General features: G+C 61.3%; 20 protein-coding genes and 2 pseudogenes. 6 read left to right on the forward strand and 16 right to left on the reverse strand.

From position 1 onward, the window contains the following. Nucleotides 1-706 precede the first annotated feature (706 nt). Together ACVMB1_RS27045 and ACVMB1_RS27050 are read right to left on the reverse strand one after the other, a co-directional pair. Nucleotides 707-940, reverse strand: a pseudogene (locus tag ACVMB1_RS27045) (DNA polymerase/3'-5' exonuclease PolX); the annotation flags it as partial. A 217-nt stretch (nt 941-1,157) separates the two neighbouring features. Continuing rightward, nucleotides 1,158-1,499: a hypothetical protein gene (locus ACVMB1_RS27050; RefSeq protein ID WP_076826814.1), complete on the reverse strand. Its 342-nt coding sequence runs from the start codon at nt 1,497-1,499 to the stop codon at nt 1,158-1,160. A gap of 936 nt (nt 1,500-2,435) precedes the next feature. Here ACVMB1_RS27050 and ACVMB1_RS27055 point away from each other — a divergent pair. Then, on the forward strand, nt 2,436-2,720 hold the full coding sequence (locus tag ACVMB1_RS27055; protein ID WP_076826812.1) for a hypothetical protein: 285 nt from the start codon (nt 2,436-2,438) through the stop codon (nt 2,718-2,720). Between the two features lie 269 nt (nt 2,721-2,989). Beyond that, nucleotides 2,990-3,172: a hypothetical protein gene (locus ACVMB1_RS27060; protein WP_076826811.1), complete on the forward strand. Its 183-nt coding sequence runs from the start codon at nt 2,990-2,992 to the stop codon at nt 3,170-3,172. Between the two features lie 24 nt (nt 3,173-3,196). Here the strand turns inward: ACVMB1_RS27060 and ACVMB1_RS27065 are convergent, their stop codons facing one another. Next, nucleotides 3,197-3,670 carry a hypothetical protein gene (locus ACVMB1_RS27065; RefSeq protein ID WP_141340623.1) on the reverse strand — a complete coding sequence of 158 codons (474 nt, stop codon included), beginning with the start codon at nt 3,668-3,670 and terminating at the stop codon, nt 3,197-3,199. Nucleotides 3,671-3,873: 203 nt separating this feature from the next. On the opposite strand from ACVMB1_RS27065, the gene ACVMB1_RS27070 reads away from it, so the two are divergent. Next, a complete protein-coding gene (locus ACVMB1_RS27070) occupies nt 3,874-4,173 on the forward strand; it encodes a hypothetical protein (RefSeq protein WP_141340624.1) in 300 nt (99 codons plus the stop codon). A gap of 398 nt (nt 4,174-4,571) precedes the next feature. On the opposite strand, the gene ACVMB1_RS27075 is transcribed toward ACVMB1_RS27070, so the two are convergent. After that, the gene (locus tag ACVMB1_RS27075; RefSeq protein ID WP_158074179.1) at nt 4,572-4,754 is read right to left on the reverse strand and encodes a hypothetical protein; all 183 of its coding nucleotides are present in this window, start codon (nt 4,752-4,754) and stop codon (nt 4,572-4,574) included. A gap of 644 nt (nt 4,755-5,398) precedes the next feature. Between ACVMB1_RS27075 and ACVMB1_RS27080 the strand changes: the two genes are divergently transcribed. Then, nucleotides 5,399-5,533 carry a hypothetical protein gene (locus ACVMB1_RS27080; protein WP_256521277.1) on the forward strand — a complete coding sequence of 45 codons (135 nt, stop codon included), beginning with the start codon at nt 5,399-5,401 and terminating at the stop codon, nt 5,531-5,533. Between the two features lie 892 nt (nt 5,534-6,425). Continuing rightward, nucleotides 6,426-6,650: pseudogene (locus ACVMB1_RS27085) on the forward strand (ATP-dependent DNA ligase); the annotation flags it as partial. 50 nt (nt 6,651-6,700) lie between these two features. On the opposite strand, the gene ACVMB1_RS27090 reads toward ACVMB1_RS27085, so the two are convergent. The 4 genes from ACVMB1_RS27090 to ACVMB1_RS27105 all read right to left on the reverse strand — a co-directional run bounded on the left by ACVMB1_RS27090 (nt 6,701) and on the right by ACVMB1_RS27105 (nt 9,393). Beyond that, the gene (locus tag ACVMB1_RS27090) at nt 6,701-7,420 is read right to left on the reverse strand and encodes a hypothetical protein (RefSeq protein ID WP_141340625.1); all 720 of its coding nucleotides are present in this window, start codon (nt 7,418-7,420) and stop codon (nt 6,701-6,703) included. Beyond that, on the reverse strand, nt 7,417-7,833 hold the full coding sequence (locus ACVMB1_RS27095) for a phage holin family protein (protein ID WP_141340626.1): 417 nt from the start codon (nt 7,831-7,833) through the stop codon (nt 7,417-7,419). Before ACVMB1_RS27095 ends, ACVMB1_RS27090 begins: the two co-directional genes overlap by 4 nt. Continuing rightward, nucleotides 7,830-8,318, reverse strand: a complete 489-nt coding sequence (locus ACVMB1_RS27100; protein ID WP_246786593.1) for a hypothetical protein — start codon at nt 8,316-8,318, stop codon at nt 7,830-7,832. The genes ACVMB1_RS27095 and ACVMB1_RS27100 overlap by 4 nt, the downstream gene beginning before the upstream one ends. Before the next feature lie 91 nt (nt 8,319-8,409). Beyond that, nucleotides 8,410-9,393 (reverse strand): DUF3618 domain-containing protein, encoded by a 984-nt coding sequence (locus tag ACVMB1_RS27105; RefSeq protein ID WP_076826798.1) that lies wholly within the window; start codon nt 9,391-9,393, stop codon nt 8,410-8,412. A 269-nt stretch (nt 9,394-9,662) separates the two neighbouring features. On the opposite strand from ACVMB1_RS27105, the gene ACVMB1_RS27110 reads away from it, so the two are divergent. Beyond that, on the forward strand, nt 9,663-10,196 hold the full coding sequence (locus ACVMB1_RS27110; RefSeq protein ID WP_141340628.1) for a histidine kinase dimerization/phosphoacceptor domain -containing protein: 534 nt from the start codon (nt 9,663-9,665) through the stop codon (nt 10,194-10,196). Here the strand turns inward: ACVMB1_RS27110 and ACVMB1_RS27115 are convergent. The 8 genes from ACVMB1_RS27115 to ACVMB1_RS27150 all read right to left on the reverse strand — a co-directional run bounded on the left by ACVMB1_RS27115 (nt 10,154) and on the right by ACVMB1_RS27150 (nt 16,794). Continuing rightward, nucleotides 10,154-10,480, reverse strand: coding sequence for a UxaA family hydrolase (locus ACVMB1_RS27115; RefSeq protein WP_141340629.1), 327 nt, complete (start codon nt 10,478-10,480; stop codon nt 10,154-10,156). The genes ACVMB1_RS27110 and ACVMB1_RS27115 overlap by 43 nt on opposite strands. Nucleotides 10,481-10,527: 47 nt before the next feature. Continuing rightward, complete coding sequence (locus ACVMB1_RS27120) at nt 10,528-11,850, reverse strand: MFS transporter (RefSeq protein WP_141340630.1); 1,323 nt, start codon at nt 11,848-11,850, stop codon at nt 10,528-10,530. 58 nt (nt 11,851-11,908) lie between these two features. Beyond that, nucleotides 11,909-12,355, reverse strand: coding sequence for an Ldh family oxidoreductase (locus tag ACVMB1_RS27125; RefSeq protein WP_456849373.1), 447 nt, complete (start codon nt 12,353-12,355; stop codon nt 11,909-11,911). After that, the gene (locus ACVMB1_RS27130; protein WP_456849375.1) at nt 12,348-12,983 is read right to left on the reverse strand and encodes an Ldh family oxidoreductase; all 636 of its coding nucleotides are present in this window, start codon (nt 12,981-12,983) and stop codon (nt 12,348-12,350) included. The genes ACVMB1_RS27125 and ACVMB1_RS27130 overlap by 8 nt, the downstream gene beginning before the upstream one ends. Nucleotides 12,984-13,099: 116 nt before the next feature. Then, nucleotides 13,100-14,212, reverse strand: a complete 1,113-nt coding sequence (locus tag ACVMB1_RS27135; protein WP_141340632.1) for an enolase C-terminal domain-like protein — start codon at nt 14,210-14,212, stop codon at nt 13,100-13,102. Nucleotides 14,213-14,214: 2 nt separating this feature from the next. Beyond that, entirely contained in the window at nt 14,215-14,865 is a 651-nt protein-coding gene (locus tag ACVMB1_RS27140) for an RraA family protein (RefSeq protein ID WP_141340633.1), read from the reverse strand. Next, complete coding sequence (locus tag ACVMB1_RS27145) at nt 14,858-15,175, reverse strand: L-rhamnose mutarotase (protein ID WP_141340634.1); 318 nt, start codon at nt 15,173-15,175, stop codon at nt 14,858-14,860. Before ACVMB1_RS27145 ends, ACVMB1_RS27140 begins: the two co-directional genes overlap by 8 nt. 104 nt (nt 15,176-15,279) lie before the next feature. Further along, on the reverse strand, nt 15,280-16,794 hold the full coding sequence (locus ACVMB1_RS27150; protein ID WP_141340635.1) for a porin: 1,515 nt from the start codon (nt 16,792-16,794) through the stop codon (nt 15,280-15,282). Nucleotides 16,795-17,210 lie beyond the last annotated feature (416 nt).

A 17,210-nucleotide genomic window follows, 5' to 3' on the forward strand; every position in this document is an offset into this window, starting at 1 on the left:
CCGGACCACGTTTATTGTAGCCGTATGCCGCGCCGCATCCTGGTCGCCCGGCTTCAGACCTGCGACACGTTGAGGGAATCGGATTCCGCTAGCTGCGACGGCGCCGTGCCCCGGCTGCCGCGTAGCGCGGGCGATCATCTTCGCCACGGCGACCGGGATGCGGTCTCCCCGCGCTGCGATGTAGCCGTCGATACGCGTTTCGATGCGATGGCCCAGCCGGGAGGTGCGGTTTTCGCGGTCACAGGCGCGGCACCTCAATCTGGATCGTGCGCGCATCTGCGCTGCGGTCGATCACGGTGAAGACGGCATCGCGCAGCACCCGATCGAGCTCGACGGGCGTCGCGCTCATCGGCTCCTCGATGGTGTCGAGATCGATCACATCAGCCGCCTGCGGATTGAAGTCCCCGCCGCGCACGCCACAGAGCTGTGCGCGGCGCGGATCGGTCACGTCGACCGCGATGCATTGGTCCAGGGCACGGAGTGCCGCTGCGATCGGCATGGTCGCATCTTCGTATTGGCCCGCGAACTTCCGTTGCCCATGCTCGTCACGAAACCACGCAGAGCGCAGCATGAAGACAGTTTGCATTTCCGGCGTCGGTTCTGCCGCCGCCGAGACCAGCGCGGTCGAAGCCTTCTGCGGCGGCATCACCTGCCGACCTTGCCGGATCGCATCGGGCATCGTCTTAAGCTCTGCGAAAGCGAAGGTGGGGATCTCCTTCCGCAGCTTTTCGAGGCTGGGATGACTGCCCGTCTTCTGAAGCTTGGTGATGATGTCGGCGATCGCATTGCCGACGCCCGGGATCTCCGTAAGACGATCCTCGGCGATGAGCACGTCCAGCGGGACGGCAAGAGCCGCCAGGCTGTCGGCGGCCCGAGAGTAGGCTTTCGCCCTGTGGGGATTGCCGCCTCGCAAGGCGGTGCGCTGCGCGTACTCTCGCAGGAATCATTGCGCGCGCGACTTCGTCAGCGAGTGCTCGGTGATGCGCTGCCAGTTTGGCGAACAGCGCTTTCTTTGCCGCGTTGGTCGCGAGCTTGCTGATTAGTTCGCACTCTTCCGCCTCGACACTGGCAGATGATCCGGAAGTGACTTATCGAGTAGGCCGGCGACCAGCACGGCGAGCGCTGCGTCTTCGATGGCCCCCTCGGCGTATTCGACCCTATCCCACTCGAAATGGAATACCGCCGAAGCGATGGTCGATCGTCGTCGGGCGCATTGCGATCATGCGGGCGTAGTGCGCGCGCAACTGATCCATGGCGCCATCAAACGCCTCTTGCGCCGCTGCTAAGCCCGACTGCTCGTTAGCGTCGGCTATAGCTGCATTGTACGCGCTGCGCGCCTCCTCGCCGCGCAGACACGCGTCCCGATAGGTCCCGGGCGGGTATGACCGGCGGGCGATCTCAACCAGGCGGCCCGTTTCATCGTTCGCGGCATCCCGAAGCCGCGATATTTCGACGAACCGGCTCCCCAGGTCGATCAGCTCGGCATCTGGACTGGCCAAGGAAACAGTTGTTGCGGTAGTCGGCGCCGCTGCGGCATCAGCCGATCAATACACACCTAAGCTGTTGAAAACAATACAATTAATCTAAGCTACCGAAATTAGCCCACAGTCCAGCCCACAAACACGAACGGCCCCGACGCGGCGCGCCGAGGCCGCCATTCCAGACTCCCGGTCGAGCGCGCCACCTGTCTCCGGGAGCAATGAAGGGACTCATTGGCCCGACCACTTGTTCCTGAGGATGGCGATGCCGCACAACAACGATAGCGGCCCTGGCGCGGGGAACGCCAAGGCCGTTTTAAACTCCCGGTCGGGGGGCAACCTATCGCGGGAGCCTGTGTAAGATTCCCGACATTGCCACTTGTTCCTGCTCCTCTCGCAACATCACAGTGCGTAACAAGAAGTGCCCTTCGGCCGATCACCGAGGCCACAGGTTCTGCGGTTGACTCTGCGCTGGGGATTTCAGGCCCCCGGTTCAGGAAGGAAACGCCGCCGGGCGTGTATTTTTGAGACCGGCGGCGTCTTTTCTTGGGACTATTTCGATGATCCACACGGCTTTCGTGGAGTTGGGCAGCAAAGACAGTAGTTGCCCGCCCTTCAAAAACTCGATTCCGAAATCTTTAATAAATTCGGACCAGCTTCCTTCCGCGACAGGGAGGTGTGTCATGCGTAATCATGACTTCGTGTCCGATGGGTTCCTCGCGCTAATCGCGACCTGTCTTGTGCTGTTGTGCTCGGGCCTGCTCGTTGTCGCATTTAGCTAGTCTGACCTTGGCGCCCTCATCGTTCCGGATACTCCTAGGGGACCGCTTGGGGACACCCCGCGCAGAGCACAAGCATGCCGCATTTTCATCACGCAAAAACGGCTGGCCTGCTCATCCAGCATTCACGTTCAACTTCCTACAGTGTGGGGTGCCTTAGATTCCACGAGAGGAAACCATGAAGCTTAAATTTGCACTTGTTGGACTTGCTGCGCTCGGCAGCCTTGCTGCGGCAGGAAGCGCGTCAGCGATGCCGCTCGCGACACTTTCTCCCGCTTCAAACATCGAGAACGTCGCCGTAGTCTGCGGCCCGAACGGCTGTGTCCGCACGGCGCCCGTCTACAGGCCGTACGGCTACGGTTACGGCTATCGTGGCTACGGCGTCCGTCGCTACGGATACGTGCACAGGGGCTACGGTTATCATAGGGGTTACGGCTATCACGGCGGTTATCGCCGCTGGTGATTTCGCGCAAAAGCCCGTCGGTAGGATCATCCGGCGGGCAGATTGATCTGCATCACTCGCGTGTGTGACCGCCCTGCTACCGCAGTGTTGCTGGGATCGCCGGGCCAGCTGGAAGACCGCCGCCGGGATGCTGCATTCAAGCCCGGCGGCGTACATTTTGATCAGATCCAGGCCGCCGCCCGCGCTCACCGTCTGGGCCGGCTTCTGATTAATGGAACAGCAACGTCGTTTGCATAAGATGCATCCCACTCGCTGCGGGACGCTCGAAAATGACCGAGTATGTCATCAGGGAAGTTGGCCTTCGTCAGTGGCTCGTGTTTGCCGATCGGCGAAGCATCGCTTTTTGCGCCGACGAAGATGAGGCGGTGAAAGCCATGGCCGAACATAGCGCGCGCCACCGTCGAACACCGGAAACGATGGAAATTGAGCCAGGGGAAAACCCGCCGGCGTGAACCGGCGGGCGCCTCGCCTTCACGCTAGGCTAAGTTGACAGCTGCAGCGGCCATCATCTGCCGTAGCTGATAATGCCAGCCCTCCCGACCGATGCAGTCACTGTCGGGCCATTCCTCGCCCTTGTCTTCGTACTGCTTCACGTACTCGAGAACCGCAGCAACGCCGCCCAATGTCGTCGGAATTGTCCAGGCCAGATCCCAACCTGCATCGGCCTCCGCATGGCAGCATGCTCCTTGATGGTCGTCGGCCTGCCAATAGGCCTCAGAGCGATATTCGGCGTCGGTCGCCGTGATGGCTGCATTGTGGTCCGCGTCCGCCTGCTGGTGTTTTGCGATGGCCTCCAAAGCCGGATCAGTGGCCTGCGGTGATCGCCCTCCTCGATTCAACGCTGAGGCGGCAACCGGGTTACCAGCAAGCAATATGAGATCGAACGCGACGGACCATGCGACGATCTGCTTCTCGTCGCGCAGGCGATACTGCGCCTTGGCGTCGCCCAAGGCCGCCCCCTCAAAAGCCATGGAGGCCATCGATTTTACAGCAAGTTCGGAGAGATCTCTGGCCCGCACTAAACCGATGCCATGCTGCGCACCTCGATAGCACTTTTGAGCCATCTCATAGTGCTCAAGCTTGGGTGTAAGCTCGAGATCATCCGCCAGCCGCTTAGCCCGACGCGACCATTTTCGATATGCCCGCGGAGCGCTTGGGCTGGGGTTCTTGGCATTGGTTAGTTCGTTTTGCCGGCGCCCGTCATGAACGCTTGTTTAGACTGCGTCAGCATTACGCTTACAAATTCTCCGTGGCCTCATCGGTCGATGGCTTCAAGAAGCAGGCACCAGAGCTAGAGCAAGGGATAGCGGCAACGGCGTTCTATGAACTGACGTTCAACCCAGCCACTCGAATGGATGTCAATTCGACGGACTCTCGCTATCCTAATCCAGCCATGGAATGGATCATGAAAAACCTAGGCGGCCCCTCGACTGAAAAGGACGCCGCCACTTGACCAATCGCTAGCGATAACTGCGCATCGCGGTCGCGAACTCTAGCGGCTTCACTCGGCGCGAGATATTCGCGATCATTGGCGCATGCCCTGGCGCCGCAAGCCCGCTCGTCATCTCCGCTACTGTCCGGCCCCGTCGATCGCAACGGCGGAAGACGGTGCTCATGTTCTGCGTCGGGTGCCAGCACAACGGCCGGCTGAAGTTCGCCGATCTGCCTGGATTGGGACTCGCCTGAAAACTCGGCGCACATCAGGTGCAGCGCTTGCGGTCGTTCCCGCTATCGCTAGGCTCATTAGGAACTTGAAGCGTTGTTGAGCCGTTTGGAGATTGCAAGACAAACGAGCATGACGCACGGTTCAGCCATCGCAACGAGATGTACAAAGAGCCGATCATTGACGAGTTAAGGCAGATTGAATTCGCGACAGTCGAAGGAGAAAGGCGGCTGGCGGAGAAAGAAGCGCAGCTCATCGAATGTAGGCGGCTGAATGAGGACACGAGCAAGATTGAAGCCGAGCTTGCGGTAATGCGCGAAGTACAGCTTGATCGCGAGAGGCTTCGCCAGCGCCTGCTTTCTCTTCTGCACCCCTAGATCCAGATGCCTTCTATGATCTAACAGGACAAGGCGACGCCGGCTGAGTATTGGGCTGACGTGGAGTACGCCGCAGGCCGGCAAGACCTGTTCGCGTGACCGGCGTCAGAGAAACCCCAGCGGTCGCGTCGCTGGGGTCCATGGTGTCCGATCTCGGGGGGAAAGCATGCGGACCTGCCGATAACCGCCCTCGCGCTTGCCTGTTCCTAATCATCCCGGAAGGATGGATTGTTAGCCTCATCAGCGACAGCTCGCCGCAGAATACGTCCTAGCGCTCAACATGGAGCCCGGAGAAGTGCGCCGGCATTGGGTGTCCTGAAGTGAAGAGATGGCCCCAGCGCTTGGGAGCACGCTGGGGCCATCGGCTTTCCACGCACACTGTCCGAATGCGGTTTGGTCGGGGGGATGGTGAGAGCTGCATTCGGATGACAGACGAACAAGCTTCCGCTACGTTCGTTCCTAGCAGCCATAGAAAAGGCCCCAGCACCTTTGGGGGCCTTAAGGCCGGCGCTGAGGCCAGCGGGATGGTCGGGTGCGGACCCGACGAACCAACGTTAGCACGCCCTTATGCAATTGCCACTTTCTCCAAGATTCTGTCGGCCGGAACCGTGATAACATCTCGGCATCGGGAGCCCAAAATGAAGGACATGCAGGCGCACTTAGAGAAGCTTCGCGTCGAAGCGGAGGAGTGCGAGCTGATCAGCAAGCTGGCGACCAATCCGACAGAAAGAACTGTTTGCCAAGCTGGCGGCCCACCACCGGGAGCTAGCTGATGAGGTCGAGCGGACCATGAAGGCCTCGACCTAGGAAGTCCGCTAACCGGCGACGCGGGAGATTAAGGCCACCTCCGCAAGCGGCCTTGCATGGCTCCATTCCTACAGTGGGACAATTTCCCGTAGCATCCCGGTGCAAGGACCGCACATCGATTTGCTATCCCCTGCGTATGCCAAGCACCTTCACCCACAGGGGCGTCACGTTCGAGGTAAAACGCCTATATGATGATCAGTTCGAGATCATCATTGAGATCGGCGGAGAAACGACCCGCCATACCGTGCGCACACGATTGGCAGAACTAGCAAAGCGCCGGGCCGAGATGCTGATCGATCGTAAGCTGAAAACGAAAATTAGGCCTGTGTAGGCTGCCCCAATTGGCGGCCACTAACAGAAAACGGCCCCAGCAAGTGTCCTGTCTGGACGGCGTAATAAGGAAGGGCCCAGCGGTGAAGCTGGGGCCAGTGTGTAGCTGGGCGTCTCGGTGCCTGTAGCGGTGCGGCACTGAACAGGGCGACCAATGCCAATGCTTGCGCTTCGTTCCTGCTCATAAAAGAGACCCCAGCATCCGGATCATGCTGGGGCCAAGCTGGATCGCCGAGCCGCTCGCCAGGAAGCAACGGTCGTCGTTCTAGGGCTGAAAAAATACGAAATGAAAATTAGCTGCCCTGTTGCTCGGATCATCCCAAACGACGCTCCGGTCCGAAAATAAACCATGTGAATCCCGGCGAGACAATTTCCGCTTTTTCCCGAGACTTGACGCCGTCGTCGATGGGAGTTTGAATTAACTCCTCGGTCCTCTCCAGGCCGAGAACCCGAGGCCCCGGAGAAGCGCCACATCGGGGCCTCTGCTGCGGATTCGCAAAACCGGCAACACATACCCATGTGCCGGTCATGCCTAAATTCGAGTTCTACCTACCGACCGTTGGAAAGTTGGTTCCGGCCGGCCCGGAGTGGTTCCACGAGATCAAGTACGATGGCTACGGCCTGCGCGTCGAGCGCGACGGAGACCGCGTCCGGCTGATCACGAAGGGCGGCCATGACTGGACGAAGCGCTTCCCTTGGATTGTGAAGGCCGCGCTGAAGAACCGCCAGAAGCAGTTCGTGATTGACGGTGAGGCCATCGTCCTAGGCGAATCCGCAGCTTATGAGGCTTGGAACCGCCTCCTTTATGGCGACTTCACCTTTTCCCGTGCAGCATCAGCAGCATCGATGCCAGCCTGCTTCACCCGATCGACGGCCTCTGTGCCGACGTCGCCGAGCTCGGCCTTCAACGTATCGGAGGCTTCGCGTAGGCTTTGCGATACCGCGTCGGCGCGCGTGTTCAAATCAGCCTTGATATCGTCGCTGAGCTCGCCCACCCATTCGTTCTCGAGATCGAAAGTCCGGAACGCACCCGCGATGGCCGCACCGATTGCCAAGCCCACGGCGCCAAGGACGAGCGGTTGCCGGTCAAGCACGTCGGCCAACGATGATTGCGCTTTCGTGAGAGCTTCTTTTCCAGGCATGCCGAGGTTCTCGCGCGCATAGGCGATACCTTCGTCGAACCGGCCCTTGATCTCGTCGGCCGCTCCCGACATGGCGTCTGAAGCCGCGCTACTGGCCTCGCGTACGGTTTCACCGAAGCCCGTAGCGTCGTCGTGATCCGTTTCAGGCGCGGTCGGTGGCGCGGCGGTCCGTTGGAGCTCGGAGGCGGCCGCGCGAACATTGCGCACGCCGAGATCGACGATCGGCGAAGCCGCCGCGGTCGCCGATCGCGCCGCGCTCTTCAGCTTCTCGTCGCCAGCCAACAGCCAGAACGCACCGCCTCCGATAAGTGCTGCGGCGAGGGGATTTTCCCGCACCGCGGTCACCAGACTGTCGAAAAAGCCCGCCTGCGTGCTGCTCATCTCACCATCCCCTTCACGGTGTCCTTGTCCTTATCGAGTTGCCGAATGGTCTCCCGTGGCACCAGGTTGCGGGCATCTAGCCGGTTGATGCCGATCGCGAACAGTACGGCCGCGATCATCACGGCCATGATCGCCGACGTCAAATAGGAGAGCGGCTGTGACCACCCTGCCCCAATCATTGCCGCCGATAAGGCGAACAGCGCCATCACCAAGGCTGGGATCACAAGGACGGCGCCGCCAACGATGAAGACCAGCGCGCCGCCGACCTTCTGAACTTTTTCGCCGAATTCGGCCTTGGCGAGATCCACCTCGTTCTGGAACAGCTTGGCGAACTGCGACAGCGCATCGCCGAGCAATGTCGAGATGGTTCGAAGATCGTTCTGACTCGTTTTGATATCGTTCTGGATGCTCATGACACGTTGCTTTGCTGCGAGGATGACGATTGTTCGCGCCGTTTCGAGGATGAAGACCGCCCGCCCGACGCCCTCAGGAAACGGACTGCCGCGAAACCGGCAAGGACCGAGATCCCCAGAAACGCGGCCGGCTGCCGCTTCGCAAAATCGGTGGCGCCGTCGACGAGGTCGCGGAAGCTTCCGTCACGGATTTTATCGGCCGCGTCATCGACATATTCGGCGGCGAAAGTCATGCCACGGGCAGCGAACGGCGCATCGCTCTCGAAGGCGCGCGCCGCTTCGCGAATGTTACCGGCAAGGCGTGCCATGAAGTTCGCGCCCGACCGCTGCTTGTCGCGCGCCTGGCCCTCGATCTGGTCCACCGTTCCGGAAGCCACGTCTTTGGCGGCATCAGCCGCCTCCTTGAACTTGTCGTTGGCGACATCGGTCGACGCTCGGAGGGCATCGCCGGCGCGCTGCTTCACCTCGGCGCCGGCATCGGCCATCTGCTCCTTGAGGGTCTGCGAGGGGTCGGTATTCCGGTTCTGCGTGGAATTCGTCTCTTTACTCAGGTCCACATCGCTCATGATCGTTCTTTCAGGTGTTCGGGTTTGGGGAAGGACTGAAGGCCGCCCTGACGACGTCGTCGGCAGCCTCTTTGAGCCTGTCGGCCACGTTTTCCGTCATCCGGCCGGCATGCCCCCCGAGATCGGCCTCGCCGACGCTTCGCGCCGCCGCGTCGGCCGCTGACATCGTCGCGTCCTTGGCCGCCTCGAAACCGGATTGTGCAGCCTCGCCCGCCGCTCGTTTCACGCTGTTGCTCGCCGGGCCCACCGCCTTGGCTTCGGCGCTGGTTTCGGGAAGAGCCGCGGCAAGGATGGCGCCGATCGCGATCCCAAGACCGCCTATCAAGGCGGCATTGTCGCCAATGACCTGACGGGCCTTCGCAGGCACCGTGGCCGCCGCGTTCTTGGCCGCGCCCGCTCTGTCCTTCACGGCATCCATGCCGCTCTTGAGCGTATCGCCGACGGTGCCGGCGGCCTGCGCCGCTCGCTTGCCAAGGTCGTCGGCCAGGGCGGCGGCGGCATCTTGCGCGTCGCCAGCCATATCGCCGGCCTGGTTTTGAGCCGAAGTCAGCCGGTTTCTCACGTCGCTGCTCAGCGCGTCGGCCCGGTCGGCGGCCTGATCCAGCATCTCTCCCGCCTTCTCCATCACCGGTGCAGCCGCTTCCGTGGCCCGGTCGCGCACCGTCTTCGAGGTCAGGGCAAGGCCAGCCCCGATCATCAGAAGGGGCACTGGAAAACCGCGCGCCAGGCGCAGAAGCGGGATTGCGACCGCAGTCCCCGCAGCGACCGCCTGCATCGGATTATCCATCGCTTGTTGCTTCAGCGCCTCGACCCAACTCTGGGTCTTGTTGCTGATGTAATCGGAGACTTCCGATCTGATGTGTTGCGGCGAGACCTTGTGGCGGAGGTCGTCAGCGGTATCCGATATCCGCTCCCTCAACCTATCGACCGTCACCGCGAGTTCGGCACGGCTGCGCTCGGACTGCCGCCTCAGCTCCTCCACTGATCGCGTCATGGCTTTACCCTCTTGGATTTTACCCTCTTGGATTTTTTGGTCGGTTCTTTTGGGACGAACTCAAGCTTTGTTGAATCGTTCCTCAGCAGGCCCTGCGGCAAACAGCGTCCAGACTTTGGTCTAGGCTCAACAGTCCACGCGCCGGCCGAAGCGCTTGAAGCAAGCGACAGGAACGGGCCGACAAGCCGGTTCGTTGCTTTCAATGGACCGGCTCCTGCTTCGCTTCATGTCCGTCACGCCCAGATATTCCCCTGTGGGCGCGGTACCTTTTGAGCCTCGGGCTCGTCGGGCTGGCATTTGTCGCCAAGCTCCTGCTGGACGATCAGTTGAGACCCTATCCGCTGGTGCTGTTCATCCCGGCCATTTTCCTGGCCTCTGTCATCTTCGATCGCGGTTCAGGCTTTCTGGCCACCGGCGCGAGCGCGGCGCTGGCGGCGCGATATTTTATCCCTCCGCCGCCGAGCGCCGCGATCCTGCCGCTCCTCATCTTCCTGGCGAGCGGGCTATGTCTTGCAGGGGTAACGGAAGCCTTGCGCGCAGCGCTCCAGAAGCACTCGGAGGCGAAGGCCTACGCGGACGTTCTCATGATGGAGTTGGCTCACCGGACCAGGAACGACCTCGCGACCATCATGTCGATCCTCCGTTTGCAGGCGCGGTCGGACCCTAATGCCGACGTGCAGGCGGCGATTACGTCCGCGCTGGCGCGGATCGAGGTCGTCGCGAAGATCCATGATCGCCTGCGCGACACGCCGGTTGTTTATCATGCGGGCTGGCCTGCAAATCCTCGCACGTTGTGGACGTGAACATGTTCGCCGCGCGCAATGTGCGCCGTCGCCGAACCGATCGGCACACCGTATTTGACGATCCTTTCGTCTAGCCCGATGCCGCAGCGGGCGATCTTGTGGCCAAGCGAGATCGTGATCGCGAGCGTTACCGCCACGCCATCGACAACTATGGTCTCCCCTGCAGCGACCTTGCCGCGTGCGACCAGCACATTGTCGGCGCTGGAAAGCAGCAGGAGCCGCGAGTCGCTCTGTTCAGGCTTGGCGTTCGCGCGCCCACCCCCGTCATTAGGAACAAACCTCAATCGACCCTCCCTTTCGATCGTGGATCTGCATGACCCTTGCACCCGTGTCAGTCGCTGCCTCGCTCGTAGGACCGCGACCGAATGGCGGTAACCGAAACGACGGTGATCGCGCAGCAAGCCATCAGATAGGCAACGACCCACGTCGGCTTGCCATTGCCGGCGGCCACGAGCGCCGATGCCACGAACGGTGTCGGACCGGCGATCAGGAGAGCATTCAGTTCACGCGCCAGCGCGATGCCAGAGAAACGGTAGCGGGTCGGGAACAGGTTGGCGAGGAACGCGCCCTGCGCGCTGGCAAGCCCGCTATAGCCGATGCCGAAGCCGATGCTCAGAGCCAGCGTCGCCAGCACCACATTCTTCGTGCCAAGTATTGCGAACATTGGGAACGCGTACAACATTGTGAAAACGCCGCCGAAGAGATAGACTCGCGCATGGCCGACGCGGTCGGCGAGCGCACCAACAGGCGGCGTCAGCACGATGCCGGTCAGCGTCGCGATGATAACAGCCGTCAGCGCGTCCGTCCGGGCCATGCCCAGCGTGTTGGTCATGTAGCTCAGGCTGAACGCGCTGAGGATGTACGCGTTCGCGTTGTGCCCAGTGATCGAAAGGAAGCCGCACACGACCTCTCGCGGGCTATTGCGGATAAGTTCGCCGACTGGCACCCGCGCTTCGCGGCGGTGGGCGGCGGCACGCTCCATCGCCTCGACATATTCAGGCGTCTCGTCGAGGTTCTGGCGAATGTAGAGCGCGACGCCAATGAGGAGTGCCGAGACGAGGAACGGCACGCGCCACGCCCAGCCGAACAGGGTTTCTTCAGGCAGATAGGCAACAAGAAGGAAGAGCAGCGTCGCAAACATGATGCCGGCGACAGTCGCCGACGACAGATAGGCAGTGAAATACGCCCTGCGATGAGCGGGGACGTATTCGGAGACGAGCGTCACGGCTCCCGCATATTCCGCACCAGCGCCGAAACCCTGCAGCAGGCGACAAATGACCAAGAGGATGGGAGCTAACACCCCAATCTGAGCATAGGTTGGCAAGAGACCCATCGCGACGGTGGACAGGCCCATCAGCGAGACCGTGAAGATGAGCGCGGGCTTACGCCCGAAGCGATCGCCGAAATGCGAAATCAGGATGCCGCCGAGCGGCCGGCTGAAGAAGCCGGCGGCGAACGTCGCAAACGCCGCCAGCACTCCCGCCGAGGCGGAGAACTGCGGGAAGAACAGTTTGTTGATGAACAAGCCCGACGCGGCGCCGTAAAGCGCATAGTCGAACCACTCGATAATCGTGCCGATGGTCGCCGCAGTCACGGCGCGTCTGATGTTGGCGCGCTCGGCGGGCGCCTTGTCTACCGCGATGGACATCGTCATGGGTGTTTCCTCAAATATGTTTTTCTCTGGATCGATCGGGTCTTGCTCGGCGCCGGTCTCAAGGAATCGGATCCGGCATCGGCACCTCGAAGCGCCTCGCGCATTCCACTATTTCAGCGCTGATGCTGGCTGACAGTCGGACGCCGTCCCGAAGCTGCCACTCCCACCGCGCAAGAGCGTGAGCGCTTGGCAGTTCGACACGTTCGAAGCCTTGCCGCGTCTGAGATGCGTGGCACATGCCGGCAAGCGCCGCTACTTGACGCCGGAAAGCGTCGGCCCCTCCGAATGCGGCGAGGTCGATGACGAGGATGAAAACCGCCGCACTCCAGCCGTCGGTTGCGTCAGCACGTCCCCGCCCGCTAAGGCAGCCCGTCAGCAGTTCTACGATGAGACCGAGGGAATAGCCCTTGTGGCCGGCCTCCAGACCGCCGAGAGGCAGAGCCGTACCTGGCGGGATAGCTGCCATGATGTTGGGATCGGTCGAGGGTTGGCCTTGGCTATCCATCAAAAAAGGGGTGCGGCAGCTGCTCACCGCGCTGCCGATAGGCGGCGATCGCGCCGTTCGTCAACAGCGCGGTGGACATGTCGATCATCACCGGTCCATTGGTGGCGGGTGTGCCGAACGCCATCGGGTTCGACGTCAGAGCCGGCGTTACCCCACCGAACGGCGCGACGCTGCTATGGCCGGGATCGGTCAGTGTCAGTAGCATCATGTAGCCGGCGTCAACTGCCGGCCTCAGATAGGCGCCGAGGCAGGCGTATGGTGGCTGCGCTGGATGGCGATCGCCCCCATCCCGAACCGGGCCGCCCGCGACATTGCTTCTTGCGTCGCGCGCCGCAACAGCCAGGGCCCGGGAAGCTTGTGCCCATCCCAAGTCAGGCGCGCCGAAGTCATTGACGATTTCGGGTTCGCCCACAACAGACATCTCATCACTCTCAATCTCGCGCAGATAGAGAGGCAGTAGCGCCAGCTCATGGGTCGATTTCCCGAAGCAGTCGCCCTCGACCAGTACCGAGGCAATATCGGCTGTCCGGTCACGAGCAAGCCCGGCACGCTCGAGCAAAGCACTGGCGCAGGCTTCAAGGGCGCTGGCGCGGTAGCTTGCACCAGCAGCTTCGGGATCCGCGCTCATAATTTGATCGCGTGTCTTTTCGGGCAGAACGCAAGGATAGAGAAGGTCATGAACGTCTTCCCAGTGTTGTTTGTGATTGTCAGACTCGAAAAGATTGCTCCCTCCGAGCCTCCGCCTCAGAGCTGCGCGACAGTGGCATTGTCGATCAAATCCCAATCAAGCTCGGCGCCGAGACCTGGCTTTTCCGGCAATGTTGCGATGCCGCCTTCGACCGGCAGCGGAGACGCCAGCCCGAACTCGAATTTTTCGCGGGGGCAAAGCAGCTCAAAATAGCTGCAGTTCTTCACGGCTGCGCAGAGGTGAAGATTGACGAGTTCAAGCGGCTGGAAGATGGCCGAATGAATCTCGCAATTCATGTGGAAGCTTTCGGCAAGATGCGCGGTCTTCAGGACGCCGGTCACCCCACCCGCCCAGCTGACATCGGCGCGAACCGCATCGACGACGCGACCAGCGACACATTCGGCCACACTGTAGGGATGTTTGGCTAAAACTTCAGTGCCAATGACCGGAATGTCGAGCGCCCGCGACAACTCGCGCAACGCAGAGAAGTTTTCATCCGGGATAGGCTCTTCGAGCCAGCGATAATCAAGTCGTTCGAGAGCTCGCCCATAGCGTATCGCTTCGTCGAGCGTCATGAAGGCGACCGGGTCGCTCATCAACGTGAATTCGGCCCCTACCGCTGCGCGCACGGCGGCATGGATTTCAATATCCTCGCCGACGGACCGGCCCGGCGGATGCAGCTTGTACGCCGCATAGCCGCCAGCCTTGGCCGCAACCGCCTCGGCGACATAGTCGTCCGCGGTTTTTAGAAACATCGAACTCAAGTAAGTCGGCACCTCCGTCCGGCAGCCGCCAATGTAGCGATGCAGCGGCTGTCCGGCGGCTTCAGCGCCCAGGAGCCAAAGACAAACATCGGCCGGCCCGTAGGAATAGATCGGCAGATGGCTCCAGAAGCGGTCAACTTTCCGGAACTCGTGCCAGAGCGCCTCGCGGTCGAGCGCATTACGGCCAATCAGAAGTGGCTTCAATGCGGCCGCCGCAAGCTCGCCTGAGCCACGTGCAGAGCGGCCGGCAAAGCCGAACATCGAAGCCGAGAGCCCCTCTTCCGTCGTCAGTGTGTAGACGACGAATTCAAACCCATCTCGATTGCTGGTGCCGAGCAGCGTATCCTCAGCAAGGGACACCTCGCGGTGATGACAACAGCGTATGTCGACCGTGGCGATCCGCATGGTCAGAACTTGCCGTATGTCAGATAGGCCTCTCGCGGGTCCATCCCGTCGAGGATCGCCTTGCGTACCTTGTTTTCGGTGTTCATCGCGACGGCGGCCTCGTCGGTAACTGCCCCGACGAGTTCTTGCGGGACGCGGATGACGCCGTCACGGTCGCCGATCAGATAGTCGCCGGGCCGGATCAGCACGTCGCCGATGGTAATGGGCACGTCGAAGCCGCGCGGGAGCCAGCGGCCGACAACGTCGCGAGGCGTATGCCGGCGCCGCCAGCACTGGAAACCGATCTTGAGGATGAAGTTCACGTCGCGGATATTGCCGTCGATCACACAGCCGAGCACCCCCTTCTTCTGCAACGTTTCGGCCGACAATTCGCCCATTTGGGCAATGACGCGGTCGTTCGGCTGGCACACCCAGATGTGGCCGGGTTTAGCCTTGGACAATAGCCCGGTCCATTCAAGCAAGGTCTGGTGCGCTTCGGCGCGATCGTCGACGTGGCCCTCGATGGTGAAGACCGGCCCGCACAGCACCTTTTCCGGAACGAGCGGCGTGATCTCCGGCGGCAGCGTGAAGTCGGCGAGGCCCCTGCCGCGCATGACGTCATGCACGACGCCAGTGTAGCAGCGCGACAAACGCTCGGTCAGCGATTCAGTCATGGTGTAATACCTCTTCCATCGTCGACCAATGCTCTCCCTCCGCGCGGCTCACGAGCGGCACCTGCATCGGGTCCGCAAGCGCCCACGATGCGCGGGTCCTTGGGTCGGCCGCCATCCGCGCGCTGTCGCCGGAAAAATCCTCGCCGTGATATTTCCAGTAGCCGAACAACAGGTTCTCCGGCATGCGCAGGAAGATCGTGCAGTTGCGGATGTTGTATTCGGAGATCCTGGCCAGGATCTCTGGCCAGGCGGCCCCATGCAGCCGCTTATACTCGGCGATACGCTCCGGTTTGATCGACGCGCATCGCACCGATCGCGTCCCAGTCCCAATCGATGCCGAGACCCGGCGCGTCGGACGCAGCCGCCAGCGGATGAGCCGCACCGCCTTTGGCGTACAACTAGTTTGTCAGAGCCTCACCAGGTGCGTTGAGCGCGGATCAGCAGCGTCAGAGCGTTCTGATCCTTAAGCTCATACATGGCGCCGGGCTTCGCGATAGCCGACTGCAGAGGCAGGGTCACCTTGCTTCCGCTCGCATACTTCTGGTCGAGCATGCTGTAAGCGAGGTCGGCCGAGAAGGTCAGGTTCTTGACCGGTGTCCAGCGCGTGATCACACCGACTACCCCGTAGTTGAAATCGGGGTTGCAACCGGCAACGCCGCTCGAGAGCGCTAGGCCTGCAACGAAGGCGCCGCAGATGTAGCCTTTAGCTGTGCCGTTATACCGGACAGCGGCCCAAGCACCATAGATACCCGTGTTCCAGTACGGATTCCAGTTGTGCGTATAGCCGCCCTGGACGCCGTAGGTCGTGGTCAGTTGCTGGCCGGAGCCAGCCACAAACACGGAGTCAGACAGACCTGCAAGGCCAACGCTCTGGTAAGCACCCGCTAAACGGGTGCCGCCGTACATTGCGTATGTGGTCGTCATCAGGTCCTGGAAGTTGTAACGGCTCGCACCGTTCGTATACACGCCAGACATGTTGATCGTGTCACCCGCGCCGGTGGGCAGATTCTTGATCGACAAGGCCAACTGAGCGGCCCAGCCCCACTTGTCGTCCGGATGGCCAGTCGTTTCGTCGGCGCCGTAGTAGGCGGCATGGTTGTCATGCGCGGCGACCGACGCCTGGAAGAGACCCCAAGCTTGATCAACGCGAACCATGGCGACAAGGTCAGGAGACCACGCGCCTCCGATGTCGTTCGCGCCGTAAGCTCCGGTCGCAAGTCCCGCGACCGTTGCACCGCTCACGTTCCAGATGTTGGTCGTATTATACTGAACTTGGTCCTGCGCGGAGATCGCAGCCGTGATGCCCTGGCCGAATTCAGCCGTGTAACTGAACTGGTTCACACCAGTAACCGAGCCGCCAGCACCGGGCAGACCGTCGAAGTTATTGGCCGGATAGTTGACCCAAGGCGAGGAGAACTGCGAGACCGCCTTGCCCATTGTGAAACCAGCGAACTGGATAAACGCGTAGTAGACACCGAGCGTACCACCAGCGACACCAGCTCCGCTGTAGGCAGTCGAGCCATTCACAGCCGTTGTGCCGGTACCTGCATAGCCGCCCGACGTCCAAGTCAAGGCCCCATCGAAGAAGGTTCGGAGCACGCCGTATTCGGTCGCGGTGCGCGTATCGATGTTCAGGTCTTCACGGGCCTTGGTGGTATAGTAATTGCGGAGGCGGTTTTGCGCACCAGCGACACCAGTATTGGTAGTATCGTGCAATGCGTTTGTATTCAATCCAACCTCGGCTCGCACATAACCACCGAGCTTGATGCAAGTATCGGTGCCGGGGATGTAGTAAAATCCAGCTCCGTACAAGGAGCAAATCTTCACGTACTCGACGGCCTTCGCTTTCACGGGAAGATCGGCTGCCTGCGCGCTGGCGCCCACAAACATGACCGCAGAACCGAGGACAAGACACTTTGTTAGTTTCATCGATGAACCTCCAAGCAAGAAAACATCGTTTCCGTCCTTCAAAGATCGGGACTGCACCCGTTAGGGCCGCAGCAACGCGGAGGGCCGCGACACAGCGTGATTTAGTACAGCGTGGGGAGCGCCACCCCGGACAAATCGGGGTCGATGCGACCAATTTGGGGTCGATCAATATCGTCGGCGTTTTTCGCAAGGACAGGCCGCAAGCCTGAGGAAATCGTGGCTGGTTTCGCGCAAAGGATCGGGGGGACACCACATAGCGAGGGACAGATTCGCAGCGCCTGCCAGCCCGAGATCGAGAAACTCTGTGGTGGTCAGGAGCGAAGAGCCGGCCGTTGCCTGCGAAGCCAGAAGCCACTCGGCAAGCTGATCCGAGCACCGAGGCAAGTCCAGGACCAGTTACGAGGCTTTCCTACTCG

The organism is Bradyrhizobium sp. USDA 4504 (genome assembly GCF_054063995.1).